The sequence below is a fragment of the Pseudomonas sp. PvP001 genome, from assembly GCF_040546375.1.
Classification (GTDB): Bacteria; Pseudomonadota; Gammaproteobacteria; order Pseudomonadales; family Pseudomonadaceae; genus Aquipseudomonas; species Aquipseudomonas coleopterorum.
In genome coordinates, this window is sequence record NZ_JBEPNQ010000001.1 from 3,641,411 (window position 1) to 3,655,522 (window position 14,112).

The window sequence follows — 14,112 nt, forward strand, 5'->3', positions numbered from 1 at the left end:
CACCAAGATGCTTGAGTCGAAGCTCAAAACCGAAGGTTGGCTTGGCCATGATCATGTGATAACTGGCTGATCATATGAGGTCGGAGAAAAAAATGGGAATGGACATTACTGTAGTGGTCAACTGATCCCGGACACTGAATTGAGTTTTTCCTCAGCGACCGCAGGCGCTAGCCCTTCGTTGAACTTATGCGGTCGCCGCCAGTTGTATCGCTCCATCAGGAACCGGCCGATATCCTGTTGCGCTAGCGCAGCGCTCATGTAGTCCACCGTCGGTATCCATGCAGTCTTTAGGCTGCGAAATAGCCGTTCCATGGGCGCATTGTCATGGTAGTTATCGCGCCGACTCAGGCTCTGTGTGAAGCGGTATCACCATAGTCTTTGGCGGAAACTTCGGCTGCCATATTGGCTGGCCTGGTCGCTGTGAAACAATATGTTTTGCGGCCTGCCACGCTGCTCGTAAGCCATGTTCAGTGCCTTGATTACCAGGTCGGCGTCGGGCTTGGGTGAGAACGCCCAACCCACAACACTGCGGGCACAAAGGTCGATGACAGCCGCCAGATAGTGCCATTGCCCTCCAGCCCAGACGTATGTGATGTCACCGCACCAGACCTTGTTTGGGGATGCGACGCTGAATCCTCGATCAAGCACGTTCGGAATATCAGGTCGCTCCACGGTCGCCTTTTTATAGGCATGCGAACCGGGCTGTTTGGTGATCAGGTTCATCTCGCGCATCAACTTGCGTACCTTGAATCGCCCGATCTGCATACCGTCCTCTTTCATCATCAGCATGATGCTCCTGCTGCCCGCAGCGCTTCGGCTTTGCGTAAACGGCTCGTTCACGCGGCAGCGCAAGACCACCCGTTCGGCATCTGGATACCGACGTTTCCGGCAGTACGCGTAGTAGCACGATCGGGTTACTTCAAATACCGAGCACAACAGATCAATCGGCTCGTGAGCCCGAAGTTGATCGATTAACGCGAACGCTCGTGTTCCTCGGCCATCGAGAGCGCGGTGGCCTTTTTTAAGATGGATTTTTCCCGTTCCAGCCGATTGATACGGGCTTCGAGCTCCTGGATTTTTTGCTGCTCAGGCGTCAGGGCTTTGTTGGTCGGAGTAACACCGCCACGTTCTTGCTGGAGCTGGTTCACCCAACGACGCAAGGCCGACTCAACAAGCCCAAGCGAACGGGCTGCTTCGGTATGGCTGTAGCCCTGGTCAAGCACCAAGCTGGCAGCTTCGCGCTTGAATTCGGGGGGTAAAGGTACGTCGTTGTCTGCTCGTCGAACACCTCTGTGTGGCGAGCATTCTCGCCTAAATGGGTGTCCGGCTTCATTGGACCACTACATATTGTCTCGCTGCATGACAGTGATGTGCATGGGGTAGGCGTCCTTAGCTTCCACCACGATCATAGCACCTGCCGCCTGGGGGCTATCAGAAGTTGATTTTCCATCGCTTACGGCTTAGACCTTCTCGTTCACGTTCGCCACTCTTCTTAATAGATTTCGTTGCTGACAGTGAAGATACGTCGAGGAGCCACCTACGTCTTGGAGTGCAGGAGTGCCCCGAAGCAAAAGATAGACGCTGTTAACCCAGCATCGCTCCCTGACTTCGACACTGAGGCTCCAACAAAGGCAGCTCTTACAATTCGGCGGTAAGATTTAACACGCAACAAGACCGCAACAGGCTCACTTTTACCAAGGCAAGGAGGGGCGGTGGAGGTTCGGCTTGTGCTGAAACGGAAGTCGCATCTTGCGCAGTGGTTGATGCGTGGGAGGTTACAGCCCGCCTAGCCTCATCTCGATCTGTCATCTGGCGGCAAACCAGAGATTTTTGAAATCATTACTGATAGTTGAAGGGTATGTCCACCAATGCGCCAAGCGGCGTCTTGCCTACGCACGCTCGAGAAATGGCGCGCAGCTTTAGCGGCAGGGGCATAGGCGCTAGAATTACGTCAGAGAGCGTTTATGATGAAGCGTCATCGATCTTCAGCTGCGGCGCTTACAAACACGAGGGGAAAGTGATGGGATCAGTGGTTTCTCTGACTTGGAGATATTCACCTGCGGATATTGTATCGGAAGAGCTTGCCCTCGATATCGAGGGGCATAGGTTGACTGTGGCCGAGGGTCTGGCAACGCTTGAAATCGATGGTGGCACCTTTGATCAGGATCCTACTATACAGGCCCGCGCTGTTGATTCATTCAAATCGATCTTGAATGGGTTTGAGATTTACTATAGAAATCCTGTAGTGATTTCCATACCTCAAATGGTTAGAAAGCACGCCGACGGCCACCAAACCCATTACGTAGAATTGGAGCCTGCTAACATTACAGTCAGCGTTAGCTGTTCAGTGAAGATCATAGACCAATGCGGAAATGTTATAGTAGATGACGAGGTGGAAAGAAAGAAATTTGAGCGGCAAAGAGTAGCAATAATATCGAGTCAAGCCCAATCGTTAGGCTACAAGCTTGCCAAACACCCCGCTGATGTATTACTAGTTAGGTTGGTAGATAGCTACAAAAACTCCATCAGCAACCCCAACAACGAACTGGTCTATCTTTACGAAATTAGAGATGCATTAGCAAATAGGTTCGGTGGGGAAAAGGGAGCCTGCTCTATACTGGGGCTCCCAAGGGGAGCTTGGGGCCGGTTTGGACTTCTTTGTAATCAATCTCCGATTTACCAATCTAGACATCGTGGGAAGAAATACTCGGAGTCAGATATGCGTCACGCTTCCACAACTGAACTGCAAGAGGCGCGAGATTTTGCTCTCAGTATGATTTACGGGTATATGAGTTATCTCGACGCGCTATCTGAATCTTGAACCCTTCTTTTATGCCCCTACCGTTCATCTCCAGCCCAGGTGGATGCATGTCCACCAACAAACGGTTGGAGGCTTAGGCAGCACCAAACTTCGCCAATCGCGCCGTCACGTACATCATTGATAGTTGGAATGTGATGCGACGAGAGCATCAACGCGCTGGAAGATCAGAGGTACGTTCTCAACCGCGTAGCGCTTCTGCATCTTGCCGAGCCGTGGCATTTCATCGTTCGGAACCTCGATGTAGTTGAGGCCCTGCGCTTTGGCAGCGCTCCACGCGTTAGTTAAGTGCAAGACATGCCGGTTGAGGCACTGTGTAGCGCTCTGCAATTTCCGTGACGCTCAAGCTCTCCTCATTCGGCCCCATAGCCCTGAATATCATCGAACAGGTCGTAGAGGGATTTCTCCCATCGTTTCTCGTTCTATTTTCCTTGTAAAAGTTCATCACCGGATTTCGAAGAGGGCCGACATGCCAGATCCAGAAAACCCTAGCTTTCGGGCGTGGCTGATGTCTTTTGTGCGCACTCGCTGCTCAAGCGAATAGCAGTGCTGGCCGCAATGCTTCTCTTGGTCGCTGCGTTGATCTCGATGTTACAGAGTTCCTACTGGGAGGTGTCCCTCCTTAGAGAAGGTTGTAGGTTCGAACCCCGCCTGTGCCATCACGCCCCCATCAGCACAGCTTGACGCAGCGTATCGATCCGCGGCTGGAGCCGCACCTTGGTTTGACCGACCCACCGCTGCCAAAGATTTTCACCGGTCCATACAGCGGCAAGTGGTCTGCAAGCTTAGTCACCATTACGTGGCTCACAGGGCCTGCTATTGGGATACCTCTCTCAATAACCTGCGCTGGCTCCGACTGCTCATGATGTAGGAGTCTACTGATTCTGGACGCTGCGTTATGTTTTCCCCAGCGACCGTAGGCGCTGACCCTTGATGGAACTGGTGTGATTGCCGCCAGTGGTACGGCTGTGTCAGATACTGATCCGTATCCTGCCTCGCTAGCGCAGCGCTCATGTAACCCATCGTCGGTATCCATTTAGTTTCCAAGCTACGAAATAGCCGCTCCATCGGTGCATTCTCGTGGCAGTTACCACGCCGGGTTATGCTTTGTGTAAAGCGATATCGCCACAGCCTCTAGCGGAGAGCTCTACTCCCTTGCTGCCCTGATCACTGTGAACCAACACGTTATTCGGCCGGCCACGTCGCTCGTAAGCCATGTCCAACGCCATGATTACCAAGTCAGCGTCAGGGGTAGGTAAGAACGCCCAGCCCACGACTCAGCGCCTCCATAGGTCGATGACAGATGCCGGATAGTGCCAGCGGCCTTTGGCCTAAATATACGTTATATCACCGCACCAGACCTGATTGGGAATGCGACGACAAACTCACGATTCAGTACGTTTGGGATATCAGCCCGGCGCTCTACGCTAGCCTTTTTAGGCATGCGCGCTAGGTTGCTTGCTGATCGGGTCTATGTCGCGCATCAGCATGCGTACCCTGAACCGCCTGATTTGGAGGCCATCCTCTTTCATCACCATCTCATTATGATTGTGTGGCTATCCGTAGCGGTTCGGTTTTGCGTGAATAACTTACTCACACGGATGTGCCAAGACACCCGTTCAGCGTCCGGAGTTCGACGTCTACAACATTACGCATAGCAGCAGGATCGAGTGACTCCAAAGACCGAGCGCAACAAATCAACTGGCTCCTGTAAGCGGAATTCATCGACTAACGCAAGCGCTAGTGTCCGTGGGCAATCAAGAGCGCGGTAGGCTTTTTATTTAAACCGATGTCTATCGTTCCAGACGGTGGATTTGAGCTTCCAGCTCCTGGATTTCTGCTGCTCAGGTTTTAACGCTTTGCTGGTCAGTGTAGCACCGCCTCGTTTCCGGCTGAAGCTGGTTGACCCACCGGCGCAAGGCCGACTTTACCAACCCAAGCGACTCGACTGCATCAGCGTGGCTGTAACCTGGTCGCGTACTGGGCTGGCAGTTTCGCGCTTGAACACGGGGGTAAAGGCACGTCTTTGTTTGCTCATCAAATCTTTAGGTCGAGATGCTTGCAGCCTAAACAGGTGTCCGGGGTTTCAAATCACTACAAGTCATTACGCAGCTCGCGTAGACGCCGGTCTCTTTTATTTTGGCAATACCTTCACGGTCACGCTTCACGATGATCGAGCGTTCTCGCCAGCTCGGTCGTTTGCCAGTTGCACGAGGGGCGCTCGACGTAAATCTTGACACAATCTAATCGACCAAAAAGTTGCGACCCCCTTGATCTGGCAGTAAGTTCGATCTCCTCACACCAAGGAGGGTGTGACAAACAGGCGGTAACCTTAACCCCGGGCACGTTACGCCCAACCTAATTGGCGTAGCCTGCGCCCGAGACTTTGACGTTCAGGGAGAACCGATAAATGCAAAAAACTTCAAGCCCGCTGCTGTCCATTATCACCGACCGCTCCAAACTTGCTGGGCTGTTGATGATTCTTCTGCCCGTGCTGCTCGTCACCCTCGACAACACTATCCTCAACTTTGCTCTACCCAAAATCGCCGGCGCCCTTGGCCCTTCGGCTGCCGAACAGCTATGGGTAATCGATGCCTATTCATTAGTGCTCGCTGGCCTTTTGATCACCATGGGCAGCGCTGGTGATCGCGTAGGCTACCGGCGTCTGTTGTGTGTGGGATGCACTGGTTTCGCCGTTGTCTCGGTTGCCATTGTGTTCTCTCAACAGGCCTGGCACCTAATCGCTGGCCGTGCAGTATTAGGGTTGTTTGGCGCGATGATCTTACCTGCGACGCTCGCCCTGATCCGCACCGCCTTCGATGACCGAGAAGAAAGGCGCCTTGCCGTCGCGGCATGGGCGACTTGCCTGACATTGGGTGCGGCGGCTGGACCACTGCTCGGTGGAGTGCTGCTCCAATTCTTGAGTTGGCAGTCGGTGTTTCTTGTTGCAGTACCGTTCTTGCTACCGGTGTTGCTGCTTTCACCAATGATTCCAGAGTCCCAAAGCCAGGCCGGGGTGATGATCGATTATCCGAGCATCCTGTTGAGTCTAGGGGCTATGACAGGCGTGATGCTTTCTCTCAAGCATTTGGCCACGGTGGGGGTAGATGCCTACGCAATTGTGGGAATGCTGATGGGTCTTCTCATGGGGATCGCTTTCGTCCAACGGCAGCTGCAGCTGCAAGAGCCCCTACTCGATCTACGCCTGTTTGACTCGAGCACATTCTGCGTGTGTATCACCGTCAATCTCGTCAGCCTGGGGGCGTTGATAGGGTTCCTCTTTTTCGCTACCCAGCTGTTGCAACTGGTCTTGGATCTGCCACCCATTGCCGCAAGCTTGATACTGCTACCCGGTCAAGTCTGTGCAGTGGCCGCAGGTCTGGCTATCGTACCGATTGCACAAAGGGTGGCGCCGAACATAGTCATTCCAGGTTGCTTGTGTTTGGCAGCGAGTGCGTTTGCGGTAATGGCGTTATTTACAGCGACGGCGATGAGCGTAGCAGCGGCTTTTATACTGCTGAATGCTGCAGTTGCGGCGATTACCAGCGTTTCCAACGACCTTGTACTGAGCGCAGTGCCCGCTGACAAGGCAGGGAGCGCGTCTTCTGTGAGCGAGACGGCGTATGAGGTCGGCGTGGTGTTGGGGACAACTTTAGTAGGAGGGGCCGTGGCGGCTTGGTATCGATTGAGTCTGGTTTTGCCCGAGGAGCTAAAGGATACAACGGCTGCTATTTCGGCGACGTTGGGAGGTGCTCATTCACTTGCGCAGGATTTACCTGCCGAAGTTGGAGTGGTGTTGACTGAAGCCGCGAACACTGCTTTCAGTGCAGCAGTAGCAATCGCCAGTGGTCTGGTCGCGGGAGTGATCGTTTTGTTTGCCATGTATGCCCGTCATGGCTTACGCAAGGTGTGACGGCCTGAATTGATTCCTAGGCTGGGTGGTGTCGACCTCAAGCACCAACCAACTTAGTCCCAGGGCGTGAGGGATATTGAAATGCTTTGCTATGGCGGTGGAACTTGGATGGTATCCGCCAGCATGGCTAGCCGCTGAGTGTCAATGCGGGCATGACAGAATAAGAAACGGGGATACTGCATGGTTTAGGCTACTTGGGTAAACTGGGTTTGAGATATACAGACTCGTACTTCATTGTTCCGGCGTAGTTCGTCTGTAAATAAGTTGCAAATTCGCAAATAAGGGAGATTGTGAAATGGCGCCGTCTAGACGTGACGCAGAATTTGTTGATTGGTGGCTCGATGTCAACACACGCTTCGGCAACTGCGTAACGTCCGATGATCTTTTTGCGCAAGTGGAACAGGAGATTCGGGCGTTGGATTTCGACTGTTTCGCCTACGGATATCGACGGCCTGTTCCTTTCAATCAGATCGAAGGACGCGTTAAGGGAAGTTATCCCGCAGAGTGGCTGTCGTACTATCAGGACAGACGTTACGGGGAGATTGATCCGTCAGTGATTATGGCTCGAGAAATAGGATTTGTGATCTGGGCCGACCACAGGGAAATGATGGGTTCTCCGATTTTTTGTGAGGCAAGGGAGTGGGGTTTGAACATCGGTGCGACCTTCATGATGCGTGGCAGGGATCAGACTGTGCATGCGATAGGTGTTTCACGCCGTAGTGGATCAGTGTCTGCAAACGAAGCGCTGCTACTACGATTGAAGATTAGCAATATCTTGGCATTATTGGAGGACTACATTCATCCAGTGGATATAATCAACGCGTCGAATATAAAGTTGAGCTGCAGGGAGCTCGAAGTTCTGAGATGGATCGGTGATGGAAAATGCTCACAAGATGTGTCTTGCATTTTAGGTATTTCTGAGAACACTGTGAATTTTCATGTCAAGGGAATTCAACGGAAATTTGGATCAAGTAACAGAGTGCTAGCAGCGGCATATGCTGCCGCACTGGGATTAATCTAAGTGCAGCAAAATAAATCTACGCTATGACTGACTATTGCGACCGGGTCCGCAGCGATAATCCGACCTAAAAGCTGCCCTGTCGACCTAGCAAACCTACTTTTTTTAGTAGTTGTGAGCTCGTTTTGGTTGTTCTAAATTCTACCCTGTTGCACGAGAATAGATAGCTACAGGGGATACTCTCAATGTACCGGTTTGAGTGTAAACAATATATCCAATTGGATGAGGGCGTGATTCAAGATTTAGGGAGATTTAGGGACAGGATATTCATTGGCAGGCTCAAGTGGAGCATCGGCGATACGCAAGAAAATGCAGGTGTGGAATTAGACCAATTTGACGTGCCGAATACGTACTACGTAATTGCTCGGGATGCTAGCGGGAATATCGTTGGATGTACTCGATTATTGCCCACCGTGAAGCCTTTTCTGTTGGGGGATATTTTTCCCGAACTATGTGGCGAGGGCGTGCCTCGAAATCAGCACACATGGGAGATATCCCGCGGCGCAGCATTGAATCTTAACAAGGGTCGCTTGGCGGCAGAACTATTCAATCTTTCACTTCGATTCGCACTGGCACAGGGTGCTCTAAATGTTGTTGCTGTGGTGACCTGCAGCCTTGAACGCTACTTTAAGCTACGAGGGTTCGACTGTGTTCGATTGGGTACAGCGGTGAATTATGGGCGCGATCTGCTAGTCGCCCTGAGCTTCTCCACCGAACAGTTTTAGTTTAAAGCTGGAATTAGATAATTCTGAAGCAATTTTTGAACATGCTTCTTAGTTCAATTAGCTTGTGCTTTTGCGTAAGTCGCATGTTTGTAAAGTGATTACTACTATGAGTTGATAGCTTGGAGGCGGGGATGATTTACGATGTAGTAGTTGTTGGAAGTGGAGCTATAGGCGGCTCGATTGCGTTTGAGTTGGCTAGCCGAGGCTTGAAAGTATGCAGAGTGGGAGAAACTGTTCGTACTAATGCTGCTTCAAAGGCTGCCGGCGCTATGAACGGATGCTTTGGTGAGGTCACTGCGGGCCTGATGGCCAGTGAGCATGGCCGACTTAAGTTACAGATGGATATTCAGGCGAAAGGGATGTGGGATGCGTGGTCGGAACGACTTACAAATGCTTCAGGGGACACGAGACCACTCTTCGCTGCGCATGGAACGCATGTGATCCTTAATTCCGCCGGTATGGCCGACATTGACAGCGTCAACTATGCTGCGATTGTGCAGGCATTGGATGACCATGATGAGCCTTCGACAGTGGTGAATCCATCTGAACTTGACTGGATTAAGGCCAATGACTTGGTACGGCCACTACAGGCGCTTCTAATCGCTAACGAACATGCCCTGAATTCTCACGTGCTGCTTGAAAAACTTGATAAGGCGTTGCTTTCGTCGAGCGGAGAGGTTGTCGAAGCGAATGTCCGCACGTTAGTGACAGAGCAGCGTGCTATCTCTGGAGTAGAGCTAGAGAGTGGAGAAGTAATATCCGGCAAGCAGATCGTAGTAGCCGCTGGAGTTCATTCTCTTGGACTGTTTGATAGCTTGCATGATGTAAAAGACCTTATTCCACCTGTGTTCGCCGGCTACGGCGTATCGATATTAGTCAAAGTCAAACGAGGGCACACTGTTCCCTCCACGGTCATTCGCACTCCTAATAGGGCTTTCGCCTGCGGCCTGCATTGTGTGCCGCGCTCACCTGAACTGCTCTATCTAGGAGCAACCAACATTTTGGCTGAAGAGCCCCGTTCTCATGCATCGGTTTCCGACGTACAGTTTCTCCTTGACTGCGCGGTCGATCAGTTAAACCTAGACCTGCACGATGCGGAAATTATGAGTATTCAGGTCGGTAATAGGCCTATACCGGCTGATGGGTTCCCACTGATTGGCCCATGCGGCTATAAGGGGCTGTGGATGGCTACAGGCACTTACCGGGATGGTCTGCACCAGTCTCCGCTGTTAGCTAACTGGATGGCTGATCAGATACTAGGTATTGCTAATGATATAGATCTATCCCGCTTCACCCCTATGCGTAAGCCGTTACAAGGTATTTCACGAAGCATGACTGTTGTGGAAACAGTTAAGCAGATGTTTGCTACAGGTTATGAGTATCGTTGGAATATCAAGCCGTACTGGCTGCCGCTGTTAGATAAGGGCATGACCAATAACTACGAAGATTTAATCAATTCTCTGCATCCAGAATTCACTCCCCCGCCTGAACTTGTCGCGTTCGCTTATCTGTATCCCTCGATGTATGACCGTCTCGCCCGCTATTACGGAGCATGGTCATGAGTACAGAGCTAGAACAGGAGCGTGCATGCGCGCTGGCAGCATTGCTCAAAGCGGGTGTCTGGGATGCTCAGGGTGATCTACAAGCTCTGGTTGAACACAATTTTCCAAGTACTGAGGTGCTAAGCGACCGAGCAGTCAACACATTTCGGCAAGACGTTTCCGAACGCTGCTTGCGGATTCCGCTAGGGCATATTCTCGGTTACGCCGACTTCGCAGGTATCCGCTTCGTAGTGGGTAGTGGGGTATTTGTTCCCCGGCGGCAGAGCATGGCTATTGTGCAGTGGGTGGAAAAAAAGCTAAACCTGGATAGGACATCAAAAGTTTACGACCTGTGTGCCGGGGTAGGGGCGATTGGCTTATCTATAAGTTCTCGGTTAGGAGTTGGCGTGGTGTGTGTCGATAAAGATCCCACGGCGCTAACCTATCTACAACGCAATTTTTACCGACTTGGCGCCTCAAAATATGGTGCCATATATAAGTCAGCAGATATTATGAATCTTGCGGACTTTCAAGCCGCCGCCGGTACTGTCGATGTCGTAGTTTCCAATCCACCATATGTTCCTGAAGGCACGACATTGGAGCCTGAGTGGAGTGAGAACCATCCCCCTGGTTCTATCTTCGCACCTGATGAGGGCAAAGGTCTGATTGAAGCGTCGGCACGTGTAGCCAGCCTGCTACTCAAACCCGGTGGTACGTTTCTACTTGAGCATAGTGAAGTGCAATCTTTTCAAGTAAGTATGATTCTAGATGGTGCTGGATTCAACACGGTGCGCACCTTATTGACCGAAGAGTTTAGCGACGCCACAGGGCCGTCTGTAATCACCGTTGGAGTTAGAGCATGAAAAAAATTACAGGAGATTTAAAGAGTAATACTAATGTGCGTAGAGATACCTGGATGAACATTCGAGAGCGACGTACAAGTGACGTAACGACCACAGCTTCTGGAACAGGCGTTACAGCCTTTGAAGTAGTTTCTCGCAAGGGAAAAGTACTCATGTTGGCAGATGGGACCAGCTGTACCGAGTTCATATCATGTTCGTATCTTGGATTGGAAAGCCACCCGGCATTAGTCGGAGCAGCTCAATCGGCTTTAGAGCGCATAGGAGTTCATCTATCTGCCAGTCGGAGCGCGATGAGCCCTTCATATCTGCGAGAGCTTGAGCAATTGCTAAGTGATATCTATGGAGGCTGCAGCATTACTGTCTTCACCTCAACAAGTAATGTGCATCTTGGTGTCCTACCTCTCTTGGGTAGTGGAAGGATGGAAGGCTATCCCACAAAGCGCGCCGTTAAGTGGCTAGTTGATCGCACAGCTCATGCGTCGATGCAGATCCTCCGCGGGGTAATGTCTCAGTTCGGAGACGTCGATCGTGTGGATACTCGAGATCTAACAGGGTTGAAGACAGCGTTGGCAACGTGTGTCAGAGATCACATTACGCCTGTCCTGCTTATTGATGGAGTGGGCTCCATGTCAGGGTTGCTCCCGGTGAATGAGCTCAGCGATCTTCTGGCAACCGCTGGGGGTTACCTTTATGTCGATGACGCACATGGCATCTCCATCACGGGGCGTCATGGTGCAGGTTATGCGTTCGAAGCACTCGGGTACTGCCTACGTCCAAATACGCTGATTGCTGGCTCGCTGAGCAAGGCATTTGGCGGCGCAGGTGGTTTCATAGTTCTAAACGCAGATTATAACTCGGCGCAGCTACGCGCTCTAGCTAATCCGCTAGTATTCGGACACACCGTCTCGGTACCACTTTTGGCTGCCAATGTCGCTTCAGCTCGGCTCCACCTCTCCTCGGATATAGTTGAGTTACAGAATGCGTTGTGGGCAAACGTTCGTCGTTTCGATGGACAAATAGAACACAAATTAATGAACGCTTCTCTACCTGCGCCTATTCGTGGTGCGTTGTTCCACACTGAAAAACAGGGCGTTACCGCAGCTAGCAACTTGCGGGATGCTGGTCTTGTGGTATTTCCGGTCTTCTATCCAATTGTTGAAACCGGTAAGGCAATGCTGAGGTTCGCTTTTTCGTCGCTTCACACTCCAAGTCAGATAGATGCTTTGGCCCATCAAATCACTAGTCAACTTTACCACGCCGAGCTTTGAATAGGGTAAGGAGTTCCCATGTCCACAGATAGCGATACAGATCTATTACGCGCCAGTCTGGTACTTTCACCTTACCGCGAGCAGATTGACCAGCTAAATCATATACTTGTGGATCTTTTGGCGAAGAGGATGGAAATCTGTCGGGGGGTCGCGAGGGTCAAGTGTGCTAATAATATCGCCATGATGCAGCCGCAGCGCGTGACATCAACTTTGGATCAGATGAAATTGCTAGCTCCTTCGCGGCAACTTAGGCCTGAGTATCTAGCGGAAATCTTTAACATCATTATTGAGGAGACTTGTGAAGAAGAACGGCGCTTAATGGACGCGATTTCGAATTCAAAAAAGGAGGGTTGACTGTGAAAATTTTGATCGTGGATAATTTTGATTCCTTCACCAATAACATTTCTCAATACCTTTATGAAGCCTCTGGTGAGCACCCAACGGTCTTGCCCAATACTGTTACGTTTGAGTGCCTAGAACTTGATAAATACGATGCAGTAGTTCTATCTCCGGGGCCAGGGCATCCAGCACGCGAAGCGGATTTCGGCATCTGCCGTCAAGTATTGGCTCGCAGCAAATTACCGATACTAGGCGTATGTCTTGGTCATCAGGGAATCAATTGCTTCTATGGCGGAACGGTTGATCATGCGCCGAAGCCTGTACATGGTTACCGAGCGCGTATTAGCCACTCGGGCACAGACCTCTTTGAAGGTGTTCCCCAGTACTTTGAAGCAGTTCGATATCATTCATTGGTCTGCACTGATATACCATCCTGTCTTGAGGTCACGGCAAGTTCAGCATGTGGGTTAGTGATGGGGATTGCCCATCGTAATCTGCCGATCTGGGGAGTGCAGTTTCACCCCGAGTCAATTGAATCAGAATATGGTATTAAGATATTTAGAAACTTTGTTCAGATGGCAAAAACATATGCCATAGACTGTGAGGACTCCGAAGGAAGTACCGTTCAAGCCGCAATTCAGAAGGTTGGCGGCCCTGCGCACTTGTTCGTCACTTTCGAGCGTCTAGCGCAGAGAGTATCTTGTGCGGAGCTTTTTACCGCTAATTTTCCTGACAATAAACCGGTGTTTTGGCTTGACTGTGAATTATCTAGTAACTCGCAATCGCACTACTCGTTGATGGGTAACTGTGGTGCTGATTGTGCTTTGATTTTCAGTTATGATGTCAAAAACAGAGTTCTATCCATCCATGGCCCTGTAGGATCCGCGACAGTCACAGGTGATTTCTTCAGCTTGATGGAGAAGTTTACCAATTTGCTTACGGTCGAAACGCCACGCCAACTTCCTTTTCCTTTCAAAGGCGGGCTGGTTGGCTACCTCGGCTATGAACTAAAAGCTTTGGTCGGTACAAGCAACTCACATGAGTCGGAATTGCCAGATGCCATATTCTATCTTCCTCAGAATATTCTTGTGATTGATCATGCTGAAGAAGTTACTTACTCATGCCATCTATGGGGACGAGATCCTGTAGTGCTTGCTTCTAATCCAACGACCCCGTTGAATAAGTTAAAGTACTCACCAGGGCCCGTTGAAGAATCTAAGCTTTCATTGGCAGATAGTTCAGTCGCGTATATGGCAAAGGTTAATGAGTGTCTTCAGCAAATAATCAATGGAGAGTCATATGAGATCTGTCTTACCAATCGAGCCCAGGTTAAGTGTAAAGTGTCTCCCATCAGCTGTTATTTACGAATGCGGCGTATCAGTCCGGTTCCATATGGCGCTTACATTAATACCGGCGCGTTCTGGATTTTGAGCGCATCACCTGAGACGTTTCTCACCATTCAGCCTTCTGGCCGTATTACCTCAAGACCTATTAAGGGGACTCGGCCTAGAGGTCAAACGCCCGAGACAGACGCCATGCAAAAACAAAGCCTTGCTTCCTCGGCTAAAGATCGCGCAGAAAATCTGATGATCGTTGACCTTGTGCGCCACGATTTAACATAGCGTTT

General features: G+C 50.9%; 9 protein-coding genes and 3 pseudogenes. 9 read left to right on the forward strand and 3 right to left on the reverse strand.

Annotated elements, in window-relative coordinates:
- Nucleotides 1–117 precede the first annotated feature (117 nt).
- Nucleotides 118–1,305 (reverse strand): annotated as a pseudogene (locus tag ABMD26_RS16675) (IS3 family transposase).
- A gap of 553 nt (nucleotides 1,306–1,858) precedes the next feature.
- Between ABMD26_RS16675 and ABMD26_RS16680 the strand changes: the two are divergent.
- Nucleotides 1,859–2,821: a hypothetical protein gene (locus tag ABMD26_RS16680; RefSeq protein ID WP_354310776.1), complete on the forward strand. Its 963-nt coding sequence runs from the start codon at nucleotides 1,859–1,861 to the stop codon at nucleotides 2,819–2,821.
- A gap of 668 nt (nucleotides 2,822–3,489) precedes the next feature.
- Here the strand turns inward: ABMD26_RS16680 and ABMD26_RS16685 are convergent.
- Nucleotides 3,490–3,668: pseudogene (locus ABMD26_RS16685) on the reverse strand (IS66 family transposase); the annotation flags it as partial.
- Nucleotides 3,635–4,856: pseudogene (locus ABMD26_RS16690) on the reverse strand (IS3 family transposase). The pseudogenes ABMD26_RS16690 and ABMD26_RS16685, both read right to left, overlap by 34 nt.
- A gap of 372 nt (nucleotides 4,857–5,228) precedes the next feature.
- On the opposite strand from ABMD26_RS16690, the gene ABMD26_RS16695 reads away from it, so the two are divergent.
- From ABMD26_RS16695 to ABMD26_RS16730, 8 genes are all read left to right on the forward strand, one after another.
- Complete coding sequence (locus ABMD26_RS16695; protein ID WP_354310778.1) at nucleotides 5,229–6,731, forward strand: MFS transporter; 1,503 nt, start codon at nucleotides 5,229–5,231, stop codon at nucleotides 6,729–6,731.
- Nucleotides 6,732–7,026: 295 nt separating this feature from the next.
- On the forward strand, nucleotides 7,027–7,752 hold the full coding sequence (locus ABMD26_RS16700; protein WP_354310780.1) for an autoinducer binding domain-containing protein: 726 nt from the start codon (nucleotides 7,027–7,029) through the stop codon (nucleotides 7,750–7,752).
- Nucleotides 7,753–7,934: 182 nt separating this feature from the next.
- The gene (locus ABMD26_RS16705) at nucleotides 7,935–8,474 is read left to right on the forward strand and encodes an acyl-homoserine-lactone synthase (protein ID WP_354310782.1); all 540 of its coding nucleotides are present in this window, start codon (nucleotides 7,935–7,937) and stop codon (nucleotides 8,472–8,474) included.
- A gap of 131 nt (nucleotides 8,475–8,605) precedes the next feature.
- Complete coding sequence (locus ABMD26_RS16710) at nucleotides 8,606–10,036, forward strand: NAD(P)/FAD-dependent oxidoreductase (RefSeq protein WP_354310784.1); 1,431 nt, start codon at nucleotides 8,606–8,608, stop codon at nucleotides 10,034–10,036.
- Nucleotides 10,033–10,878 carry a N5-glutamine methyltransferase family protein gene (locus ABMD26_RS16715; protein WP_286916764.1) on the forward strand — a complete coding sequence of 282 codons (846 nt, stop codon included), beginning with the start codon at nucleotides 10,033–10,035 and terminating at the stop codon, nucleotides 10,876–10,878. The genes ABMD26_RS16710 and ABMD26_RS16715 overlap by 4 nt, the downstream gene beginning before the upstream one ends.
- A complete protein-coding gene (locus ABMD26_RS16720; RefSeq protein ID WP_354310787.1) occupies nucleotides 10,875–12,146 on the forward strand; it encodes an aminotransferase class I/II-fold pyridoxal phosphate-dependent enzyme in 1,272 nt (423 codons plus the stop codon). Before ABMD26_RS16715 ends, ABMD26_RS16720 begins: the two co-directional genes overlap by 4 nt.
- An 18-nt stretch (nucleotides 12,147–12,164) precedes the next feature.
- On the forward strand, nucleotides 12,165–12,500 hold the full coding sequence (locus ABMD26_RS16725) for a chorismate mutase (protein ID WP_286916762.1): 336 nt from the start codon (nucleotides 12,165–12,167) through the stop codon (nucleotides 12,498–12,500).
- A 2-nt stretch (nucleotides 12,501–12,502) separates the two neighbouring features.
- Entirely contained in the window at nucleotides 12,503–14,107 is a 1,605-nt protein-coding gene (locus ABMD26_RS16730) for a chorismate-binding protein (RefSeq protein ID WP_354310789.1), read from the forward strand.
- The last annotated feature ends 5 nt before the right edge of the window (nucleotides 14,108–14,112 follow it).

Bases quoted from the DNA above. Each gene is read 5' to 3' on its own strand.
- ABMD26_RS16710 (WP_354310784.1), top strand. From the start codon at position 8,606: ATGATTTACGATGTAGTAGTTGTTGGAAGTGGAGCTATAGGCGGCTCG.
- ABMD26_RS16680 (WP_354310776.1), top strand. From the start codon at position 1,859: ATGTCCACCAATGCGCCAAGCGGCGTCTTGCCTACGCACGCTCGAGAA.
- ABMD26_RS16725 (WP_286916762.1), top strand. From the start codon at position 12,165: ATGTCCACAGATAGCGATACAGATCTATTACGCGCCAGTCTGGTACTT.
- ABMD26_RS16705 (WP_354310782.1), top strand. From the start codon at position 7,935: ATGTACCGGTTTGAGTGTAAACAATATATCCAATTGGATGAGGGCGTG.
- ABMD26_RS16700 (WP_354310780.1), top strand. From the start codon at position 7,027: ATGGCGCCGTCTAGACGTGACGCAGAATTTGTTGATTGGTGGCTCGAT.
- ABMD26_RS16715 (WP_286916764.1), top strand. From the start codon at position 10,033: ATGAGTACAGAGCTAGAACAGGAGCGTGCATGCGCGCTGGCAGCATTG.
- ABMD26_RS16695 (WP_354310778.1), top strand. From the start codon at position 5,229: ATGCAAAAAACTTCAAGCCCGCTGCTGTCCATTATCACCGACCGCTCC.
- ABMD26_RS16720 (WP_354310787.1), top strand. From the start codon at position 10,875: ATGAAAAAAATTACAGGAGATTTAAAGAGTAATACTAATGTGCGTAGA.